Origin of the sequence: Fusicatenibacter saccharivorans (assembly GCF_027667425.1) — a bacterium.
Lineage (GTDB): Bacteria > Bacillota > Clostridia > Lachnospirales > Lachnospiraceae > Fusicatenibacter > Fusicatenibacter saccharivorans.
Window position 1 is genome coordinate 134003 of sequence record NZ_JAQEGR010000012.1, and the last position, 18853, is coordinate 152855.

At 47.0% G+C, this 18853-nt stretch carries 19 protein-coding genes; 5 read left to right on the forward strand and 14 right to left on the reverse strand.

The features are described 5' to 3' along the window. Nucleotides 1–39 precede the first annotated feature (39 nt). A complete protein-coding gene (locus PGS38_RS12455) occupies nucleotides 40–492 on the forward strand; it encodes a YwiB family protein (RefSeq protein WP_022462143.1) in 453 nt (150 codons plus the stop codon). Nucleotides 493–640: 148 nt separating this feature from the next. Here PGS38_RS12455 and PGS38_RS12460 read toward each other — a convergent pair whose 3' ends face one another. Then, nucleotides 641–1096: a hypothetical protein gene (locus PGS38_RS12460; RefSeq protein WP_117510035.1), complete on the reverse strand. Its 456-nt coding sequence runs from the start codon at nucleotides 1094–1096 to the stop codon at nucleotides 641–643. 243 nt (nucleotides 1097–1339) lie between these two features. On the opposite strand from PGS38_RS12460, the gene tig reads away from it, so the two are divergent. Further along, the gene (tig, locus tag PGS38_RS12465; protein WP_270476345.1) at nucleotides 1340–2575 is read left to right on the forward strand and encodes a trigger factor; all 1236 of its coding nucleotides are present in this window, start codon (nucleotides 1340–1342) and stop codon (nucleotides 2573–2575) included. A 238-nt stretch (nucleotides 2576–2813) separates the two neighbouring features. Here tig and fucO read toward each other — a convergent pair whose 3' ends face one another. The 5 genes from fucO to PGS38_RS12490 form a co-directional block, all read right to left on the reverse strand. Further along, nucleotides 2814–3962, reverse strand: coding sequence for a lactaldehyde reductase (gene fucO, locus PGS38_RS12470; RefSeq protein WP_055226239.1), 1149 nt, complete (start codon nucleotides 3960–3962; stop codon nucleotides 2814–2816). 223 nt (nucleotides 3963–4185) lie between these two features. After that, nucleotides 4186–4767 carry a TetR/AcrR family transcriptional regulator C-terminal domain-containing protein gene (locus PGS38_RS12475; RefSeq protein WP_022462686.1) on the reverse strand — a complete coding sequence of 194 codons (582 nt, stop codon included), beginning with the start codon at nucleotides 4765–4767 and terminating at the stop codon, nucleotides 4186–4188. A 136-nt stretch (nucleotides 4768–4903) separates the two neighbouring features. Beyond that, on the reverse strand, nucleotides 4904–6148 hold the full coding sequence (gene codB, locus PGS38_RS12480) for a cytosine permease (RefSeq protein WP_117804458.1): 1245 nt from the start codon (nucleotides 6146–6148) through the stop codon (nucleotides 4904–4906). Nucleotides 6149–6214: 66 nt separating this feature from the next. Then, nucleotides 6215–7303, reverse strand: a complete 1089-nt coding sequence (locus PGS38_RS12485; protein ID WP_117804457.1) for a phosphoribosyltransferase — start codon at nucleotides 7301–7303, stop codon at nucleotides 6215–6217. A gap of 147 nt (nucleotides 7304–7450) precedes the next feature. Further along, complete coding sequence (locus PGS38_RS12490; RefSeq protein ID WP_270476346.1) at nucleotides 7451–8848, reverse strand: alanine/glycine:cation symporter family protein; 1398 nt, start codon at nucleotides 8846–8848, stop codon at nucleotides 7451–7453. A 256-nt stretch (nucleotides 8849–9104) separates the two neighbouring features. Between PGS38_RS12490 and PGS38_RS12495 the strand changes: the two genes are divergently transcribed. Beyond that, nucleotides 9105–10088, forward strand: coding sequence for a dipeptidase (locus PGS38_RS12495; protein ID WP_270476348.1), 984 nt, complete (start codon nucleotides 9105–9107; stop codon nucleotides 10086–10088). Nucleotides 10089–10090: 2 nt separating this feature from the next. On the opposite strand, the gene PGS38_RS12500 is transcribed toward PGS38_RS12495, so the two are convergent. From PGS38_RS12500 to PGS38_RS12530, 7 genes are all read right to left on the reverse strand, one after another. Next, nucleotides 10091–10822 (reverse strand): ABC transporter ATP-binding protein, encoded by a 732-nt coding sequence (locus PGS38_RS12500; RefSeq protein ID WP_117510043.1) that lies wholly within the window; start codon nucleotides 10820–10822, stop codon nucleotides 10091–10093. Between the two features lie 3 nt (nucleotides 10823–10825). Further along, nucleotides 10826–11704 carry an ATP-binding cassette domain-containing protein gene (locus tag PGS38_RS12505; RefSeq protein WP_117510044.1) on the reverse strand — a complete coding sequence of 293 codons (879 nt, stop codon included), beginning with the start codon at nucleotides 11702–11704 and terminating at the stop codon, nucleotides 10826–10828. A 1-nt stretch (nucleotide 11705) separates the two neighbouring features. Continuing rightward, nucleotides 11706–12509: an ABC transporter permease gene (locus PGS38_RS12510; protein ID WP_022462692.1), complete on the reverse strand. Its 804-nt coding sequence runs from the start codon at nucleotides 12507–12509 to the stop codon at nucleotides 11706–11708. A 77-nt stretch (nucleotides 12510–12586) separates the two neighbouring features. Further along, the gene (locus tag PGS38_RS12515; RefSeq protein ID WP_022462693.1) at nucleotides 12587–13531 is read right to left on the reverse strand and encodes an ABC transporter permease; all 945 of its coding nucleotides are present in this window, start codon (nucleotides 13529–13531) and stop codon (nucleotides 12587–12589) included. Between the two features lie 257 nt (nucleotides 13532–13788). Continuing rightward, the gene (locus PGS38_RS12520; RefSeq protein WP_055221761.1) at nucleotides 13789–14340 is read right to left on the reverse strand and encodes a stage V sporulation T C-terminal domain-containing protein; all 552 of its coding nucleotides are present in this window, start codon (nucleotides 14338–14340) and stop codon (nucleotides 13789–13791) included. A 172-nt stretch (nucleotides 14341–14512) separates the two neighbouring features. Next, entirely contained in the window at nucleotides 14513–15406 is an 894-nt protein-coding gene (locus PGS38_RS12525) for a DegV family protein (RefSeq protein ID WP_118595257.1), read from the reverse strand. Nucleotides 15407–15981: 575 nt separating this feature from the next. After that, nucleotides 15982–16431, reverse strand: a complete 450-nt coding sequence (locus PGS38_RS12530) for an Rrf2 family transcriptional regulator (protein ID WP_055221751.1) — start codon at nucleotides 16429–16431, stop codon at nucleotides 15982–15984. 230 nt (nucleotides 16432–16661) lie between these two features. Between PGS38_RS12530 and PGS38_RS12535 the strand changes: the two genes are divergently transcribed. Further along, a complete protein-coding gene (locus PGS38_RS12535; RefSeq protein ID WP_055226247.1) occupies nucleotides 16662–17288 on the forward strand; it encodes a DUF3786 domain-containing protein in 627 nt (208 codons plus the stop codon). Here the strand turns inward: PGS38_RS12535 and PGS38_RS12540 are convergent. Continuing rightward, the gene (locus PGS38_RS12540; RefSeq protein WP_019162593.1) at nucleotides 17210–17857 is read right to left on the reverse strand and encodes a TetR/AcrR family transcriptional regulator; all 648 of its coding nucleotides are present in this window, start codon (nucleotides 17855–17857) and stop codon (nucleotides 17210–17212) included. The genes PGS38_RS12535 and PGS38_RS12540 overlap by 79 nt on opposite strands. 168 nt (nucleotides 17858–18025) lie before the next feature. On the opposite strand from PGS38_RS12540, the gene PGS38_RS12545 reads away from it, so the two are divergent. Beyond that, on the forward strand, nucleotides 18026–18796 hold the full coding sequence (locus PGS38_RS12545; protein WP_117762263.1) for an ATP-binding protein: 771 nt from the start codon (nucleotides 18026–18028) through the stop codon (nucleotides 18794–18796). Nucleotides 18797–18853: the final 57 nt, after the last annotated feature.

Genomic DNA, 18853 nt, shown 5'->3' on the forward strand with positions numbered 1-18853 from the left:
AAACGACATACAGAAAAGAGAGAGGAACACCAGAAAAGGATGGAAAAAGACGTACTCATCAGCATCCGCGGACTGCAGTATCTGATGGATGAGGAATCCGGCGAACAAGAACCGGTGGAGGTTATGACGACGGGTTCGTACTACAAGAAAAACGGCCATCACTTTCTGATCTACGACGAGGCAACCGAAGGCTTTGACATGATGACGCACAACATGATCAAATTTACGGAAAACGCCCTCGAGGTGCGCAAACGCGGCCTCATTGATGTCCATATGATTTTTGAGGAGGATAAAAAGAACATTTCGTTTTATCACACGCCATATGGCATGATCAACATGGGAGTTGCGGCGACGAAGGTCAGAATGAAAGAGACGCCGGATCAGATTTTACTGAAGGCAGAATACGCGCTCGACATCAACGACAGCTACGTGGGGGACTGCGTAATCGATATCGAGGTAAGACCGCGGGAAGGCGGAAAACTGAATTTATAAAAAAATACCCGGGAAGAATGAAAATCATTCAACTCGGGTATTTTCGCGAGCAACGAGCCAAAGTCCGGGCTTGCACGAGACCTTGGCGACTGCCGCGAAAGCAAAAAGAAACACGCAAAGCGTGTTTCTTTTTGTTTCAGATGAAATTTTATTTCTCCTCGCCGCGTGCCTTGCGGAGCATTTTCTGCCAGAAGCCGTTTTTCTTTGCCGGCTGCTCTAACGAACCGCGGATGCCGCGAACTCCGGTGATGTAGATACCGCTTACGGTAGCCTTGACTTCTTTTTTCACCGGGATCTGATCGAAGATAGCAGCGTCGCAGATCAGGGTCATGATTCTCGGACCGACTTTTGCTTTGACGATCGGCAGTTTTGCGCGACGCATCATTTTCGGTGTCTGGTCAATGACCATCTGTGGGAGTCCGGAATCTTTCATGCGAAGCTTTTTCTTATCTATGATCAACATGGAGACAGTCTGTTTCATGGCCTCCATTTGTTCCTGCTGTGCGGCCTGTTTTGTCTGTGCTTTTTTACCGAAGTAATACAGCAGACCAAGGATGACAGCGATGACAGCTAATACGATTAATACGATAATCCAGGGTTTCATCCCTCTATTCCTCCTCTGCAAAAAATAATGTGGGCATCGGAACATACAATGCCAGTCTATGAACATTCTAACATTGATTTCGGCAAAACGCAAACACATTTTAGCGCAATCCAGGCGATTTTACGGTCGAAAATCATAAGAATTTCTAAAATCGGAGCCCCAGCCTTTTTTTTACCAGACAAGTATGGTAAAATGAGATTTACAACGCGCCGGGAACGGCGTAGTATGGAGGAAAATTCAAGAATGAAAAGAAAAGCAGCAGTCATGCTTCTGCTCATGACACTGGGAGCAGCCAGTGTGAGCGGATGTGGAAAAAACAATACAACAAGCAGCAGTTCCGTATCAAGCGCAAGCAGCACAAGCGCTTCCTCAGCATCCGATGCGTCGAGCGCAGGCAGCACATCGTCCGACAGCACAGCTTCTGAGGAATACGCTTCCCCGAGTGATGTAGACGGGATTCCGGTTGTCGATGAGGAAGTTGATCCGGCAGAGTGTGTAACGCTTGGAGATTACAAAAAGCTGACACTGGAAAAGAAAGTAGAGCAGGTAACGGATGATGACGTACAGACGGCCATTATGGCAGAGACAGCTGTCACCATGGACGATCCGGACGCCACCGTACAAAAAGGCGACACCGCCGATATTGCCTATGTTGGAAAAGTTGACGGCAAGGAGTTTGACGGCGGAAGCAGCGATTCCTACAATCTGGTGATTGGTTCCGGAACCTTCATCGATGGATTTGAGGATGGTGTCGTTGGAATGAAAACGGGGGAGACAAAGGATCTGAACCTGAAATTCCCGGACAGCTATCAGAGTACCGATCTGGCAGGAAAAGACGTTGTGTTTACCGTTACGGTAAATGCGTTTACCCGCCCGGCAGAAAACATTGACGGATGGGAACTCGACGATGCATGGGTAGCAGAGAATACAGATTACAGCACTGTGGAGGAATACCGTGCCGGAAAACGCGCAGAGCTGGAGGCTGCAAATGAGACGACAGCGGAAAATAATCTGCAGAATGACGCGATGCAGCAGGTGACAGACGGCTGTACGTTTAACAAAATTCCGAAATCCTATATCACCCTTGGCGAAGAGGATTACGATAAACGGTATACCACTTATCTTCAGAATTACGGCATTTCCCTGGACGACTATCTGGAGCAGTATGCGGACAGAGCAACCTACAATCAGGAGAAAGCAACGTATGCAGGAACGATGGCAAAAAGTGCCCTTCTTCTGGATGCCGTAAAAGAGGCAGAAGGCTGGACGACAGATGACCAGGATTACCAGCAGATCTTAAACGACGAGGCAGCCAATGCCAATATGTCGCAGGAAGATTTCCTGAAAGCGGCCAATGATTATTACGGGGAAGATACGGTAGTGCGCAATATCATGATGGAGCGCATGATCAATATGGTTCTCGACAATGCAACAGTCAATACTGTGACTGTGGATGCAGACGGAAATACAGTAAAATAAAAAGAAAAATCACCCCGGAAAACAGGATGAAAACTTCTGTTTTCCGGGGTGATTTAACCGAATCAAGTAAGTCCCCTGATTCCATTGCGAAAAGCAATAAGCTGTGGGTGGGGACTTGCTTGTATCAGGAGGAGTGCAAGCTCCTTCTGATAAGCTGCGGAGCAGTTATTCGGTTATGAGCAAGTAGCGAAGCGGATTGCGAATATCCGCTTCGCATGTGGGAAACGAATTGTGTTCGTTACGCCATGATTTTGCGGAACAGATCCTTCAGATCTTCTACGCTTGCATCCTTCGGGTTGCCCGGTGCGCAGGCATCTGCGTGTGCGGAATCTGCAAGGAACTGCAGATCTTCTTCTTTGACTGCCTCGAGAACAGATGGGATTCCAACGTCTGCGGACAGCTTCTTAACAGCATCAATCGCTGCTTTTCTGTACTCTTCCTGAGACATTTCGTCTACACCTGTAACGCCCATGGCACGTGCGATTTCGCGGTATTTCTCACCGGTGCACTCCTGGTTGTATTCCATAACGATCGGAAGCATCATGGCACATGCAACACCGTGTGGGGTATCATAAACAGCACCAAGGGTGTGTGCCATGGAGTGAGCGATTCCAAGACCTACGTTGGAGAAGCCCATACCTGCGATGTACTGGCCAAGAGCCATTCCTTCGCGTCCCTCTTTGGTGTTTGCGACAGCACCGCGCAGAGATTTGGAGATGAGTTCGATGGCTTTGAGATGGAACATGTCAGTCATTTCCCATGCAGCTTTTGTGGTGTAACCCTCGATTGCGTGGGTCAGAGCGTCCATACCGGTAGAAGCGGTCAGTCCTTTTGGCATGGAGGACATCATATCCGGGTCAACAACTGCGATGATTGGCATATCGTGCGGGTCAACGCATACGAATTTACGTTTTCTTTCAACGTCTGTGATAACGTAGTTGATGGTAACCTCTGCAGCAGTACCGGCTGTGGTCGGAACAGCGATGATCGGTACGCATGGATTTTTGGTCGGTGCAGTGCCTTCAAGGCTTCTGACATCCTCAAACTCCGGGTTTGCGATGATGATACCGATTGCTTTGGAGGTATCCATAGAAGAACCGCCGCCGATGGCGATCAGATAGTCAGCGCCGGATGCCTTGAAAGCTTCTACGCCGTGTTTTACGTTTTCGATGGTCGGGTTTGGCTTGATATCGCTGTAAAGCTCATAGTCGAGTCCGTTTGCGGTCAGAATATCGGTTACTTTGGAAGTAACGTTGAATTTAATCAGATCCGGGTCAGAGCATACGAAAGCTTTCTTGAAGCCGTGTGCCTTTGCTTCATTTGCGATCTCGGCAATAGCGCCTGCTCCGTGATAAGAGGTTGCATTTAAATTAATACGATTTGCCATGATTGAAAAACTCCCTTCTAAAATGAATAAATGGTTTTACTGAACTTGTTATTATATTAACAAATCCGGAAGGGAAAAAGAAAGTGACAGAAGAAGCGAAGTGTAACACTTTAAAAAAAATCGCCATTGTGACAAAAACAACAGAACAAAATTTGTGAAAAATAACCAGAGAGTGTCTGAAAAACCATTTCCGCAATCTGCAAGCCCCACTTTGACACGCGCTCTAAGAGAGCAGCTGCAGATTCCGGAACAGTTTTTTTAAGTCTTCCGGCATTGCCCGGACGAGAAGAGCTGCAAACTCGGAAGGTGTCAGATCCATGCCGGTAAGCACCCATTTTACGGTCATGGTGATGGAACCCTGACAGTACATTTCGAGAAGAAAATGCATTTCCGGTGAAACCGGACTGCCGCTTTTTTCGTGAATCAGATTTTCGTAGAACGCGAGAATCAGGTCAAAATCGTGCTCACGCAGAGAATTCTGCTTGTCGTAGCGGAAGGCAGCGGCGAAAAAAGCTTTTTCTTTCTGAATATAGGTAAATTTCTTTTCCAGACTGTCAAAAACGGTCGTTCCGCGCCCCATATGTTCGAAGGATTTTGTCAGTAATTTATCAAAGTACCAGTTGATTAGATCGTATTTGTCGAGAAAATTGCGGTAGAAGGTCTGGCGGGTAACACCGCAGATTTCACAGATCTGGCGCACGGTGATCTCTTCAACGGGTGTTGTTTTCATGCACTCCTTCATGGATTCGGCAAGACGGTATTTTGTTTTTTCTCCTTTGGGAGCAGATACGGTGGAATGGATCATCCGGGTAGTTTCCTTTCGCTTCGAAAATTGTAACTATGCAGAGTTATGCATATATTATAACGCGAATCCGAAAAAATAAAAAGCCCTGAACATGTTCCGGAGATAAGATACAGGAACATATTCAGGACGATTTTGCTTATTTTCTTTTGTTTACGGCCTGACCGACACAGTAGCATACAGCGGCAACAACCATGCCGTTGATGGAAGCGATGCCCCAGTATAAGAGGTTCGCAACAATGGCACCGAGAATGACACCGGCAACCGCAAACCAGTCTACGGTTTTAAGCTTCGGCTGATCGGTTTCAAAGTCCTTTTTGTTCATGAAGTAGGCGAGCACCAGAATCATGCCGACCGGCGGCAGGGTACAATTCAGAATGTTGAGCCAGCCGCAGAAGTTGTAGTACAGCCATACGGAGGCAACCGTTCCGATGATACCGGAAAGGAGAACCATCGGTTTTTTCCTCTGATGGAAGATGTTGGCAAGACCAAGACCTGCGGTATACAGAGCGTTGTCGTTTGTAGTCCAGATATTAAGACCGAGAACGAGAACAGCCAGGTAGAACAGGTTCAGGCGGACCATAACCTCGAAGATATCGTTTCCGCCGACAAAGATCGAGGAAACGGCACCGAAGAAGAACATCAGGGAGTTTCCGATGAAGAAGGCCACAACCGTGGTGATGGCACCCGCTTTTCCGTCCTTTGCAAAACGTGCGAAGTTCGGGGTTGCGGTTCCGCCGGAAACGAAGGAGCCGATGACAAGACCGGCACCGCCGATGATAGTCAGAGATCCGCTGGATTTGGCAAACTGATCGATGATCGTTCCGTCGCCTCTCATTACGGCCATGACCATGGCGATCGTTCCGAGAATGGCAACACTTGGTACAGCGATATAGCTGACGATGGTCAGAGATTCAATACCAAAATAGGCAGAGGCGGTCATGCAGACGCCGGCAAGAAGAACAAGTCCCCACTGTGCCGCAGTGCTTCCGCCGAGCAGCTCCTTGGAAACCGGAATTGCAAACATGGCAAGACCGACACCAAACCATCCGATCTGCGTAAAGCTGGTCATGGCTGACGGCAGATAGGAACCTTTTTCGCCAAAGGCTCTCTGGGACAAAAGATCAAGTGACAGACCGGTTTTTGCACCGACGTAGCCGAGCAGACCGGTATAAATACCAAGAATGATTCCACCAAGGATCAGTGATCCCAAAAAGCCCCAGAAATCGAGGCCGTCAGCGAGCTGCTGGCCGACCCACATGCTTGCCGAGAAGAAGGTGAAGCCAAGCATGATCATAAACATGGTTACTACATTTTTCCGGGCAGAAGACGGAACCGCGCTGTCCGCGAAGTCAACATCTTTTACTTTCTTTTCTTTTTCCATAATATCTCCTGAAAACTGTGATTACGGTTCGCCGAAATTCAGCGAACCGTAAGAAATGGTTTTTTGTTACAGCATGTATTTGCGAAGTGCTGCGGTAAACTCTTCAATTCGTTCAGCCGCAATTTCTTTCAGGGTAGCATCGCCAAGGCTTGCAATATAGCCTTTTTCCTGGCGGTACAGCCATTTGGTCACACGTTCATCGATTTCTTCATAGTGATTGATGTGAATCCACTCTTCGTAGGATGCGCCAAGCGGGCAGCCGAGCTTCTCCTCGAGCAGTCTGGTGAAGTCGATCCGGTCGGCCTTCTCCAGCATTTTATTCCAGAAATCGAGAACCTCCTCGACATGCTCATGGATTTCATAGCGTCTTGCACCGCCATCGTAGATGATGCATTTTTCAAACAGAGGATCGCGCATGGAAAGCGTTTCTCTTCGGAACTCCGGTGCAATGATACCGTCTTTCCAGTAGAAATCGACATCCGGCAGATTGATTCCAGATACGCCCCTGTCCTGATAGGTGCTGAAGATTCCTTCGTAATATACGGTGATAAAGCCTTCAAACTCCGGCCAGAACTCGCGGATTTCTTTTGTGAGACGTTCCAGAATTTTGATTCCGGTTGTGCCGCCGATCGTAAAGATGATAATGTTGCGAAGGGAAGCACCGTGCTCACGGTAGAAATCGGTTACGTAGCGCAGGCAGTGGATCAGCGTTTCACCCGTTGCGATGATATCGCCGATCAGAAGTGTACTTCCCGGAACCATCGTCAGCTTGCTGTATTTGATTTCCAGCCCTGCGATTTCTTCCTCTTTAAAGACGCGCTCACTTGACAGAAAACTGATGTCATGTACACGAATGTGCTCACGGTAGCAGCTTTCCTCCAGCGGATAATTCAAAGCGCCGCGCAGGATGGAAAGGATGTTGGCTGCGGTTACCTTTCCCTGCTCTTTAAAATAATAAAGCATCTGTGAAGTAGACGGAATCAGGCAGTGATAAACCTCATATCCGACAACCTCCGGTGTGTTCAGAAGCTTTCTTGTCTCTGCTTCGGAAACGACATAGTATTCGTTCTCATAATCGCCGCCTGCGAGGCGATAGCAGTCCACGCCCTGTTCCGAAAACTCCGGCACCAGTTTTACTTCATTCCATTTTTCCATTCAAAAGTTCCTCCCGGTTTTCCCTCTTTGGTAAACATGTTATAAACTTTTAACAGTGTAAGGGGTAGCAACCTGATTGTCAAGGGAAAAGGCGAATTTACATGATTTTCTTACAGAAGAAGGGAATGCGCCGCGAGAAAAGGAATTTTACCGGGTTTTGCCTTCTCCGGAAAAGTATTCCTTTGTAAGCTCCACAACCTTGCCCGAAAGCAGGAAGAGCGCAATCAGGTTTGGGATCGCCATGAGACCGTTGAAGGTCTCGGCAATGCTCCACATCAGGCCGAGGTTTGCGGTGGCGCCAAGGATGGCAACCAGCGCATAGGCGGCCATAAAATATTTTGTGATTCTTTCGGAGAATAAAAACTCGATGCAGCGTGCACCGTAAAGTCCCCATCCGAGAATCGTGGAAAAGGCGAAGCAGCACATCGCGAACGCGGTGAGCAGCGAAACCCAGTTTCCGTATGTAAGGGTAAAACCGCTGATGGTCAGCTCTGCGCCGGCAGCCTGTCCGTAGGTGATGGAAGTACCGCTGCAGAGAATAACAAGTGCAGTTAAGGTACAAATCACGATCGTATCAGTAAATACCTCAAAGATACCGAACATACCCTGTTTGACCGGCTTTTTTGTGTCGGCACAGGCGTGCGCGATCGAACCGGTACCAAGACCTGCCTCGTTTGAGAAAATACCGCGGGACACACCTTTTTTTACACTCATAAGCATGCTTCCGACGATACCGCCTGTAACGGCGGAGGGACGGAAGGCGCCCTCAAGGATCGAAACGAAAACAGACGGAATCCGGTTGAGGTTCAGCAAAATTACACCGATGGCAAGGACAATATAAAACAGAGCCATAAACGGAACGAGCTTTTCTGTTACCTGTGCGATCCGTTTGACACCGCCGAGCAGGATCAGCGCTACGAGTGCCGCAATGATGATACCCTGAATCAGGTTGGAGGTCGGGACCGCGTCCTTTGAGATCACATGGTAATTCATCAGTGCGGAGTTGACTGCGGTTGTGATGGTGTTGACCTGCGTTGCATTTCCGGTTCCGAACACAGTCAGTACACCGAAAGCAGCGAAAAGATAGGCCAGAAAATGCCATTTTTTGCTGAGACCGTTTTTGATGTAATACATCGGTCCGCCGACGAGTTCCCCGTTGGCATTTTTCTCGTGATAGAAAACAGCCAGTGTTACCTCGGCAAATTTCGTACACATGCCGAGCAGAGCGGAAATCCACATCCAGAATACGGCGCCGGGTCCGCCGATAGCGATAGCGCCGGCAACACCGGCAATATTACCGGTACCAACCGTGGCAGCAAGTGCTGTACAGACCGCCTGGAACGGTGTAATTGCGCCATCGGAAGCATCTCTTTTGCGGAACATTCTTCCAAGCGTTGTGCGGATCGCATACGGGAATTTTCGAATCTGGAGAAAACGGGTGCGCAGACTCAGGTAAAGGCCGACACCGAAAATACAGATCATAGCCGGAACACCCCAGATAAAATTGTTCACGGCATTGTTGATGGTTTCAATCAGTTGGAGCATAGATACCTCTTTCTTGAACCCTTTTTCGAATACACTCTGGTTTGCGGGCATGTTCTTTGAAACGGGCTCTGCTGTTTGATCAGTGAGAAAGCAGCTGCCGGTTTGCAGCGTAAAAACCGGCAACTGCAGTACATAATGAAAAAAGTATATCATCTCATCTGCAATTTTCAAGTTTTTTCCCGGAAAAACCGAAAAAATAGAAAGAATCCGGCGAAATATGATAGAATAGAAAAAAATGGAAAAGAGGTTAAAGGGTATGTTTCAGGTAATTGATATGCACTGTGACACAATTCCTGCGCTGCAGTGGAAGGAAAAACAGGAGCATCTTGCGGATGCGGATCTTCAGATCAATCTGGATAAGCTGGAAAAGGGCGGCAGCCTCTGCCAGTGCTTTTCTTTGTTTACGTTCCTGAAGGGACTGAAAGACGAAACGCCGTTTGAGCATGTGAGAAAGCTGGCTGATCTCTGGAAATCAGAGGTGGAACGGTATCCGGACCGCATTTGTCAGATCAAAACGTATGCGGATCTGATGCAGGTACAGAAGGAAGGAAAAATAGGCGCGGTGATGACCGTCGAAGAGGGTGGTGTTTACGAGGGAAGTATTGAAAAACTGCATACGATGTACGATCTCGGCGTGCGGATTTCCACACTGACCTGGAACTTCCCGAATGAACTCGGATTCCCAAACCCGGCGCAGGAAGAGGGAAAGCCATATCTTCCGGATCTTGAAAACGGGCTGACGCCGACCGGTATTACCTTTGTCGAGGAGATGGAGCGGCTCGGCATAGTGATCGATTTATCACACTTAAATGATGCCGGAATCCGCGATGTTTTTGCACATACGAGAGGTCCGGTCATTGCATCCCATTCCAATGCGCGCGGTGCGTGCTTCCATCTGCGAAACCTTTCAGATGAAATGATTCGTCAGCTCGCAGAGCGTGGCGGCGTCACCGGTATCAATTTCTGTCCGTCGTTTCTGCGCGAGGAGGAGCCGGCAACGAAAAAGGCATCGACGATGGATATGGTACGCCATATGAAATATCTGCGCAACGTCGGCGGTATCGATATCATCGGCCTTGGAACCGATTTTGACGGTTTCAGCGGTGAAACGGATGTGCCGGACACCGCGCATATGCAGCATCTCGCAGATGTGATGAGCCACGACGGTTTCACCGATGAGGAGATCGAGAAGGTCTTTTCCAAGAATGTACTTCGGGTGTTTAGAGAATGCTGGAAATAAAACTACAGCTCCGGTGATGCCGCCAGAAGCTCCTTTGTATAATCATTCTGCGGATGCGCAAACAGTTCTTCCGTCTCCGCGTTCTCCACAATCCGGCCTTCTTTCATCACGAGAACCCGGTCGCACATCTGATAGATCACGTTGAGGTCATGCGAGATAAAGAGAATCGAGAGCTGAAGCTCCTCCTGAAGCTGAACCATCAGCTCCATGATCTGCTTCTGAATCGTCACATCGAGAGCGGAAACCGGTTCGTCGGCAAGGATCAGGCGTGAGCCCTGGATCAGTGCGGCCGCGATGCTGACTCTCTGGCGCTGGCCGCCGGAGAGCTCATGCGGGCGGCGTTTCAGGTGCTCTGCGGAGAGACCGACTCTTTCAGCCATCGCAAGAACCCGTTTTTTTCGTTCTTCTTTCGGAACCTTCTGCATCCGAAGCGGTTCTTCTAAAATCCAGGAGATTTTCTTCGCCGGATTCAGGGAGGAAAACGGGTCCTGGAAAATCATCTGCGGATGGTCGACCTGCGAAATTATTTCGCCCTCATCTGGGCGGATAAATCCTAAGATCACTTTGGAGAGTGTCGATTTTCCGCATCCGCTCTCTCCGACGAGACCGAGAATTTCATTTTCATGAAGCTCGAAAGAGATATCATGAAGCACCGTTTTTCTCTGCTTTCCCTCCTGATAGGAGGCAGAAATATGGCTGACTTTCAGAATGTTGTTTGGACTGATTTCTTCCATGGGTTATTCCTCCTTTTCCGCAGGCGGAGCAGCTTTTTTGTCAGAGCCTGTCGGCCATTGAGCTGTTGGAGCGATTTTGATTCGCTTTCGCAGCGATGTTCGTCGGTTCGGAATTGCATCAAGCAGGCGGCGGGTGTAGTCTTCCTTCGGGTGGAAAAAGACATCGTCCACACTGCCGGATTCCACAATCGTCCCATGATTCATGACGATGACCCGGTCACAGAGCGAACGGATGACGCCGAGGTCGTGTGAGATAAAAAGAATCGCCGTGTGATGGCGTTCATTGATTTTTTTCAGCAGCTTTAAGATCTGCGACTGAATCGTCACATCAAGAGCTGTTGTCGGCTCGTCTGCAATCAGAAGCTTCGGTTCTGTAATAAGCGCCGCAGCGATCATCACCCTCTGGCGCTGACCGCCGGAGAGCTGGTGAGGGTATTTGTTGCAAAGCTTTTCCGGGTCGGGAAGCTCGACCTCATGCATTATGGCAAGAACCTTTTCATGACGTTCTGCCGGTGTGCAGCTCTCATGAATCAGCAGTCCCTCTGCAATCTGTTCTTCGATGGTCAGAACCGGATTTAAAGAGGTCATCGGCTCCTGAAAAATCATACTGATTTCTTTTCCGCGGATGCGCTGCAGATCCTGGCTGGAAGCGTGCGCAACGGAAGAACCTTCGTAGAGAATTTCTCCGCCGGATACGGCGGAATTTTCCTTTAAAAGGTGCAGAATGGAGAGCGCCGTCTGGGTTTTGCCGGAACCGGATTCCCCGACAATGCCAAGCGTCTCACCTTCTTCTAAGGAAAAGGAGATGCCTTTTACCACTTCGGTCGGTGGCGTGGTATCGTAAAATGCAATTTTTAAGTCACGTACATCGAGAAGTGCCATATCAGTTACCGCCTTTCTTCTGTAATCCGTCGCCGAGGAGCGATACGCCAAGCGCCAGTAAAATGACAGCAAGACCGGGGAAAACAGAGCCCCAGGGAGCAGTCATCAGATACGTCTGGGATTCTGAGAGCATCCGTCCAAGCGAGGCATCGGGCGGCTGGACACCGATGCCGAGAAAGCTCATGCCGGCCTCGGAGAGAACGGCGTTGTTGAAACCGATTGCTGCCATCGAAAGAAGGGACGGGACCGTATTTGGCAGGATATGTACAAATATGATCCGAAGATGGGAAACACCCATCAGACGGGCACTTTTGACATAGTCCATATCTTTGCGTGCGAGAAATTCGCTTCTGGTGATACGTGCAAAGCTCGGAATGAATACGATACCGAGTGCAAGGATCACGTTGTATTTGCCGGGACCCAGCAGCGCGATAAATACCAGCGCCAGCAGGATTCCCGGAAAGGAAACAATGACATCGTTTATGCGCATCAGGATTTCGTCAATCCATCCGCCAAAATACCCGGTGAACGCACCGACGAGGACACCAATGGTTCCGCCGAGCAGCAGAGTAGCGAAAGCGACGAAGAAGGTTGTACCGGTTCCTTTTAAGACGCGGCTGAAAATATCGCGTCCAAAGTGATCGCAGCCGAACGGGTGCGACAGAGAGGGAGCAGCAAACTTGGCTGCGCCGTTCATTGCATCCGGGTCGTACGGTGTATAGAAAAAGCCGATCAGAAGAAACAGAAGCATAAAAGCGGTGAGAACAGCTCCGATGATCAGCGTGAGATTGCGTTTCTTTTTCATAATGAAAACCCTTTCCTTTGTCGTGGGCGGCTCCCCATGACCTTTCGGTCGCGGGAGCTGATGATCGAAAGCTCCCGTCAGTCTTTTACGCGGATACGCGGATCAATTCTGCCATACAGCAGATCTACCACGAAATTGATGATAATAATGAGGGCGGCGATCAGTACAAGGATGCCCTGAACCACGGGGTAATCGCGGTTGGAGATCGAAGTGATCAGAAGATTGCCCATGCCCGGAATCGAAAAAACCTGTTCCAGAATAATGCTGTTTGCCACAATATCTGCGATTGTCATGCCCCAGAAGGTCAGTACCGGAATCAGGGCGTTTTTCAGCACATGGTGATACATAACACGGCGTGTACTGTTTCCGCGGGAATAGGCGGTGCGCACATAGTCGGCATCGAGCTGTGAGAGCACAGAGCTGCGCAGCATTTTGACAGCCATGGAACAGCGCGGAAGTGCAATGGCGGCAGACGGTGCAACAAGATAACCGATAAAACCGGAAAAATTTTCAGAAATCGGCACATAGGCGCCCGGCTGAAACCATTTGAGAATCAGACCGAAAAGATACGTGATCAGAATACCGATGAAAAATCCCGGCACAGACATGATCACCTGATTGATCGTCATGATCAGCCGGTCCAGATGGCCTCCGGCGTGCTGTGCTGTGAAAATGCCGATGGGAATCGAGACAACAAGGATCATCAGGAATGCGATAACGGTGATAGCGATGGTAATCGGAACTTTATCGCGGATCAGTTCTCCGACCGGCATCGAGTATGAATACGAGGTGCCGAGATCTCCATGAAAAAAGCCGGTTACCCACGAAGCATACCGTTCCAGAACCGGCCGATCCAGTCCCATTTCCTTTTGCAGAGCCTCAATCCGCTCCGGCGTCGCCTCCGTGCCAAGCTGCGATTTTGCCGCATCTCCGGGTATGACGGAAAAGGCAAAGAACGATAAAAAGGATACAAGAAGCAGCGTAAGAAGGAGAGAGCCGAATTTCTTTGCAATGTATTTCATGAATGGAAATTCCTCCTTGTGTAATGTAGGATACTCCGGGAATTTTTCCCGGCTTATAAAAGCAGGCACAGAAAAGCTTCGGGCGTATCGGCTGAAGGTTTTCGTGCACGTCATTTTTATTGTAGACAATGCAGGTGTAAATAGCAAGATAAAATTGGAATATCTCGAATTACAGAATAACAGGAAAAGGCCTCTTGCATAACCGGTGCGGATGATGCAAAAAGCCTTTGATAAATTGCCTTCGATAAATCCCCTGTTTAGTTTTCCATTTCCCGTCCGAGGTACGTTGCCGCTACCTGGAGGAGCTTCTTTTCCGTATCGCCCGGCAGGGACTCCCTGTCTTTGCCGCAGAGAATGACCGAACCGATGGCATCACCGGAGGAGAGAATCGGAAAAATGAGCTCCGGCAGAGGAGTAGTATTGTCTGTGTTTTCCAAAATTGAAAAATAAGCCTTTTCACCGGGACGCGCAAGTACTGTTTTCCGGTTCAGAATCGCTTCCTCCAGCCGGCTGCTGATGGACTTGCCAAGATAATTTTTCTGTTCCGGCCCGTTTGCCGCTACAATCTGTTCCTGATCCGAAACACAGACGAGACATCCGGTCACCGTTGAAATCGATTTTGTAAACCCTGCTGCGCATTCCGCCAGCTCTTCGATCGGTGAGTATTTTTTCAGGATAATCTCACCCTCCCGTCCGGTATAAATTTCCATGGCCTGTCCCTCCCGGATCCGCATCGTGCGCCGGATTTCCTTGGGAACTACCACACGCCCCAGATCATCAATCCTTCGAACAATTCCCGTCGCTTTCATATGAAAAATTCCTCCTGTTTCCGCAATGTACTTTCCATAATTTGTACTGTATGGGTAGTATGTGGAAAAACAGGTGGAATTATGCATGGAAAAAAGAAACAGTATTTCCGCTGTTTGCAGCAATTTCGGAAAAAATACAGTGGAACAGCAGTGGTTAGTCTGGTTGCTCCTTTTACAGAAGACTGCGGTCTTTTCCGAGATAGAACAAAGCGATCGTATCCGGTCCGACGTGGCTTCCGGTGCAGTAATCGTAGGAAGTATTGATAAATTCACGCACCTTCACTCTTTTCTGGATTTCTTCCATCATATAAAGAGATTCCTCATAGGCATCTGCATGTGCGATTCCGACGATCTGGTTTTCCGGGTCTTCGATCGTTTCACAGAAAAGACGAATCAGTTCATTTAAAACGGCCTTGCGTCCGCGGACATTCTTATAAGAAACGATATAGCCATCTTCATTTCCACGCAGAATCGGTTTGATTTTCAGCATATTTCCGACCACAGCGACACTTCCCTTGATTCTTCCGGTGCGGGAAAGATATTTCAGATCGCCGACGGTGAAAATGCCGTTCATTTTGCCGACGTAGGTTTCCAGAAGATCTGCCGCTTCGTCTACGTTCATGCCCCGATCGCGCATTTCGCTGGCATAGATGGCGAGGATGCCCTGTGCAAGAGAGGCATTCAGGGAATCGACGAGGCGGATTTTACGTTTTCCGCCGTATTCCTCAAGAAGCTCCTCGGCAGCAAGTCTTGCGGAGTTATAAGTTCCGCTGATGTTTTTGCTTAAGGAAAGATAGATGACATCCTGATCTGCCTCAAGAGCGGTGCGGAACGCATCCGCAAAATTTGCGGTGCTGATCAGTCCGGTCTTGATTTCACAGCCGGTGCGCATGGCATTGTAATATTCTTTTCCTTTGGAAAGCTCCTCTTCCGGTGACAGATCCGGGTCGAAGCAGACCAGCTCTTTTCCATTCACAAGATTGACGAAAGAAACGACATGGATATCGTATTTTTTCGCAGTAACAGCAGGCAGATTTGCCGCTGAATCAACAAAAACCTGAAACATAAATAAAATTCTCCTTTGTAGTGTAAATGTCCCCCAAAATGATGTAACTTTTGATAAGCATTGTAGCACATTGTATCACCAAAGAAGAGAGATTTCAATGGAAGATAGACAACATACTACAAAGGAGTGTGCCGACAAGTTGATTCCTGAAATCATCTGTTTTCGGAAGAAATTTGACCAGGTATCAATGCATAGTAATAATGACCAAAAACGGCAGACGTATTTTTAGTAAAAACCGCTTTTGAAATAAAATCGTTTTATCTATAAATGAGCAAGTTCGTGATTTTGCATAAAAGAAAGACACCTTGATTCTTGATGTTGTATAATGAAAGTGACGAAACAAACATTTACAACATTTACGAAAGAAGGTGCCTCTTGCAAATACTATACATCATTCTTTATTCATATACAACCAGCTTAAGCAATTAAGGATAGAGTAAACTTACTGTCAGTTGGAGAGTTGCAGAAGATTCCCTGCTATGAACTTGACCAGATTGTTTTCTCATAGTCTACTTCTCCCACAGTGTTTTGGTAGCATTTCGTATTTGCTGAAGGTACATGAAAGTGTTCTCCTGTTAAATAATATTCTGTAAGTTATTTTCTATAGATATCCGCTGATAGTAGGTATCTATGATATCCTGCAAAGTAATCGTATTCATTTTTTCTTCGGCAGCCTTTTGAATTTCATTATAAAATCCCTGCAAAGATAACTGAATGTTAATACCAACGCCACAATCTGGATTGGTATGAGTATCTAAATGAAGCAATGGTTTATCACCTTCAACTGCTTTATAAATATCCAGCAATGTAATCTGATCGGCTGGTTTTGAAAGAGAAGGACGGGCATGTCCGGCTACACTGGTCATAAGTTCAGCTTTTTTTAGTTTTAACATAAGCTGGCGTACAAAGCCGGGATTTGTATGGACACTTTCTGCAATTGAGGCACTGGAGAGGGATTTTTCCTGGTTGATAGCAATCAGAACCATCACATGAACAGTATCACTTAATTTCGTTGAATATTTCATGATAAGAAACTCCTTGTAGTATGATATAATGATCTTGTTTTCACGTTTTTGGGATGAAAATATTTCTGGTTTGTTTAAAACATCCTAAGTTCTCAACAGTTCTTTTTAATGTGTTGATAAACTGTACATTTTTTAATGCTTTGATGATTGTAAATAATATAATTACAACTATAATGGAGATTAAAGGAAAAGTCAACACAGATACTATAAATGCTCACAAAGGAGAACTTATGGAATACAAAAATCAAACAGAAAATCGTGCATTTCAGGAAATGTTGCAGGCAGCAGTAAAACGGCTGCAAAATCGTTCCGGAGAGGAGATTGCTGCAAAAAGCGGGGCTGTTTTTCATAGCAGCCGGAATGTGCTTGAAGTACTGAGTTTTTATGAAACAATTGAAATTCAACTCCCTGAGTTTCGTATTAACTCAAACGTGGACGAATGGCATTATCTGACATTGCTGCATTATCTGGATATGGCCGATGGCACAGAAGGCTCACAGAAGCTCATTACTTTTGGTAACCTGAAAGATGGATTGATACGGGGAACCAAGTTTGACCGGACTGCAGAGCAGAAACTGGAAAAGCTTTTGCAGGATAAAGATCCTGAGAAAATTCAGAAAGCATGTAAAAACCTGGGTGCAGAATTCACAGAGACAAAGGCGGATCTGTGTGCTGTTTTTCCAGTTCTGCCAAGATATCCGGTAACTTTAAAGATATGGTTTGCAGATGAAGAATTTCCTGCATCTGGCAAAATATTTCTTCAGGATCATGCCGATCATTATCTGAGTGTAGAAGATGCGGTAACAGTTGGAGAAATTTTGCTGCAAAAATTATCGGAAGCCTTTTCTTCTCTCTGATCATGAATCAGAAAACTTTCCAACCCGGCTTTGATAAATTTGTCGATTACTGTCTGAATCTGTTTCCAGTCATTACAGTGATTGCGGAGCATCAGTCTGTTGATGGAAAGGCAGCCATTCATTTGAAAATAAAAAACCGATTCTGCCTGTTCAAAGGTCAGGAGGCTGTGTGACATAAGCCAGGTCACATAGCCTTCTTTTGTATTTTCTGCTATTTTTTCCAGAAGAATAGGGGCAATTGCATCATCCAGAAACAGTGCCCTGTATTGTGATTCCATCTGTATTTTCTGACAGAACGGATAGGAACAGCTTTTTTGATTTAGACAGAATAAATGATCTACAGTTGTTAACATATCCTGAGTCATATCATTAAAAATATCTGATAATACATCATGGATATCGTAGTAATGAAGATAAAAAGTGCCACGGTTGATTTCAGCATTTTTGCAGATCTCTGTAACTGTAATTTTCGTAAAACTTTTCTGATTTAACAACTCTAAGAACGTATCTTTTATGGTTTGCCTGGTATAGCGGGTACGGCGATCTTGTTTTCTCGTTTTTTCTGACATTATATACTCCTGTATTAGTTAGTATCATATAATTTCTCAACAATTTTTCTGATGTGTTGAGTAACCATACAAATCTCACAGATTGATTATTGTAATTTATATAGTAACAACTATAATGAGGTTTAAAGAAAAAGTCAACAGATTGTTCAGAATTTTAGGAGGAAAAACATGGGACATGTAATTGCAGTATCAGGAAAAGGCGGCGTAGGAAAAACAACTCTTTGTGGATTGTTGATCCAGTATTTATGTGAAAGCGGAAAACGTCCGGTCCTAGCGGTGGATGCAGATGCAAATGCAAATTTGAACGAAGTGCTCGGTGTTGAGCCGGAGGTCACACTTGGGGAGCTGAGAGAAGAAATTGAGCGGGCAGGCATAGACCCACGATATCAGATTCCCTCCGGTATGACAAAACAGGCATATCTGGAAATGCGTCTTTCTGATGCGATTGCAGAAGAAGACGATTATGATTTGATGGTAATGGGACGAACCCAGGGACAGGGCTGCTATTGTTTTGTAAATGGCCTTGTGCAGACCCAGGTTCAGAAACTGCAAAGCCATTATCCATATATTGTGGTTGATAACGAAGCGGGTATGGAACACATCAGCAGAGGAATTCTGCCAATGATGGAAGTTGCGATTCTTGTGAGTGACTGTTCCAGAAGAGGTGTTCAGGCAGCCGGACGTATTGCAAAGCTGATGAATGAATTAAACTTTAAACCACAGAAAACTGGATTAATCGTGAATCGTGTTCCGGATGGAAAACTGGATGCCGGAACTCTGGAAGAAATCCGAAATCAGGGATTGGAACTGTTAGGCGTTGTACCACATGATGACCAGGTATATCAGTATGACTGTGATGGAAAGCCGATCATACGGCTTCCGAAAGATTCTCCTGTAAGAAGTGCACTGGGAGAAATTGTAAAGAAGTTAGGATTGTGAGTTGGAGGATTGGAAGTTTGAAAACTGCGCGTCGCATTCTCGTTACTTCAGCCTGCA

Excerpts from the sequence above, each read along its gene's own strand:
- PGS38_RS12490 (WP_270476346.1), bottom strand. The coding sequence starts at position 8,848 with ATGCTCCAACTGATTGAAACCATCAACAATGCCGTGAACAATTTTATC.
- fucO (WP_055226239.1), bottom strand. The coding sequence starts at position 3,962 with ATGGCAAATCGTATTAATTTAAATGCAACCTCTTATCACGGAGCAGGC.
- PGS38_RS12510 (WP_022462692.1), bottom strand. The coding sequence starts at position 12,509 with ATGAAAAAGAAACGCAATCTCACGCTGATCATCGGAGCTGTTCTCACC.
- PGS38_RS12515 (WP_022462693.1), bottom strand. The coding sequence starts at position 13,531 with ATGAAATACATTGCAAAGAAATTCGGCTCTCTCCTTCTTACGCTGCTT.
- PGS38_RS12540 (WP_019162593.1), bottom strand. The coding sequence starts at position 17,857 with ATGTCAGAAAAAACGAGAAAACAAGATCGCCGTACCCGCTATACCAGG.
- PGS38_RS12520 (WP_055221761.1), bottom strand. The coding sequence starts at position 14,340 with ATGAAAGCGACGGGAATTGTTCGAAGGATTGATGATCTGGGGCGTGTG.
- PGS38_RS12455 (WP_022462143.1), top strand. The coding sequence starts at position 40 with ATGGAAAAAGACGTACTCATCAGCATCCGCGGACTGCAGTATCTGATG.
- codB (WP_117804458.1), bottom strand. The coding sequence starts at position 6,148 with ATGGAAAAAGAAAAGAAAGTAAAAGATGTTGACTTCGCGGACAGCGCG.
- PGS38_RS12525 (WP_118595257.1), bottom strand. The coding sequence starts at position 15,406 with ATGTTTCAGGTTTTTGTTGATTCAGCGGCAAATCTGCCTGCTGTTACT.
- PGS38_RS12505 (WP_117510044.1), bottom strand. The coding sequence starts at position 11,704 with ATGGCACTTCTCGATGTACGTGACTTAAAAATTGCATTTTACGATACC.
- PGS38_RS12460 (WP_117510035.1), bottom strand. The coding sequence starts at position 1,096 with ATGAAACCCTGGATTATCGTATTAATCGTATTAGCTGTCATCGCTGTC.
- PGS38_RS12485 (WP_117804457.1), bottom strand. The coding sequence starts at position 7,303 with ATGGAAAAATGGAATGAAGTAAAACTGGTGCCGGAGTTTTCGGAACAG.
- PGS38_RS12530 (WP_055221751.1), bottom strand. The coding sequence starts at position 16,431 with ATGAAATATTCAACGAAATTAAGTGATACTGTTCATGTGATGGTTCTG.
- PGS38_RS12500 (WP_117510043.1), bottom strand. The coding sequence starts at position 10,822 with ATGGAAGAAATCAGTCCAAACAACATTCTGAAAGTCAGCCATATTTCT.
- PGS38_RS12535 (WP_055226247.1), top strand. The coding sequence starts at position 16,662 with ATGGAATACAAAAATCAAACAGAAAATCGTGCATTTCAGGAAATGTTG.
- PGS38_RS12495 (WP_270476348.1), top strand. The coding sequence starts at position 9,105 with ATGTTTCAGGTAATTGATATGCACTGTGACACAATTCCTGCGCTGCAG.
- PGS38_RS12545 (WP_117762263.1), top strand. The coding sequence starts at position 18,026 with ATGGGACATGTAATTGCAGTATCAGGAAAAGGCGGCGTAGGAAAAACA.
- tig (WP_270476345.1), top strand. The coding sequence starts at position 1,340 with ATGAAAAGAAAAGCAGCAGTCATGCTTCTGCTCATGACACTGGGAGCA.
- PGS38_RS12475 (WP_022462686.1), bottom strand. The coding sequence starts at position 4,767 with ATGATCCATTCCACCGTATCTGCTCCCAAAGGAGAAAAAACAAAATAC.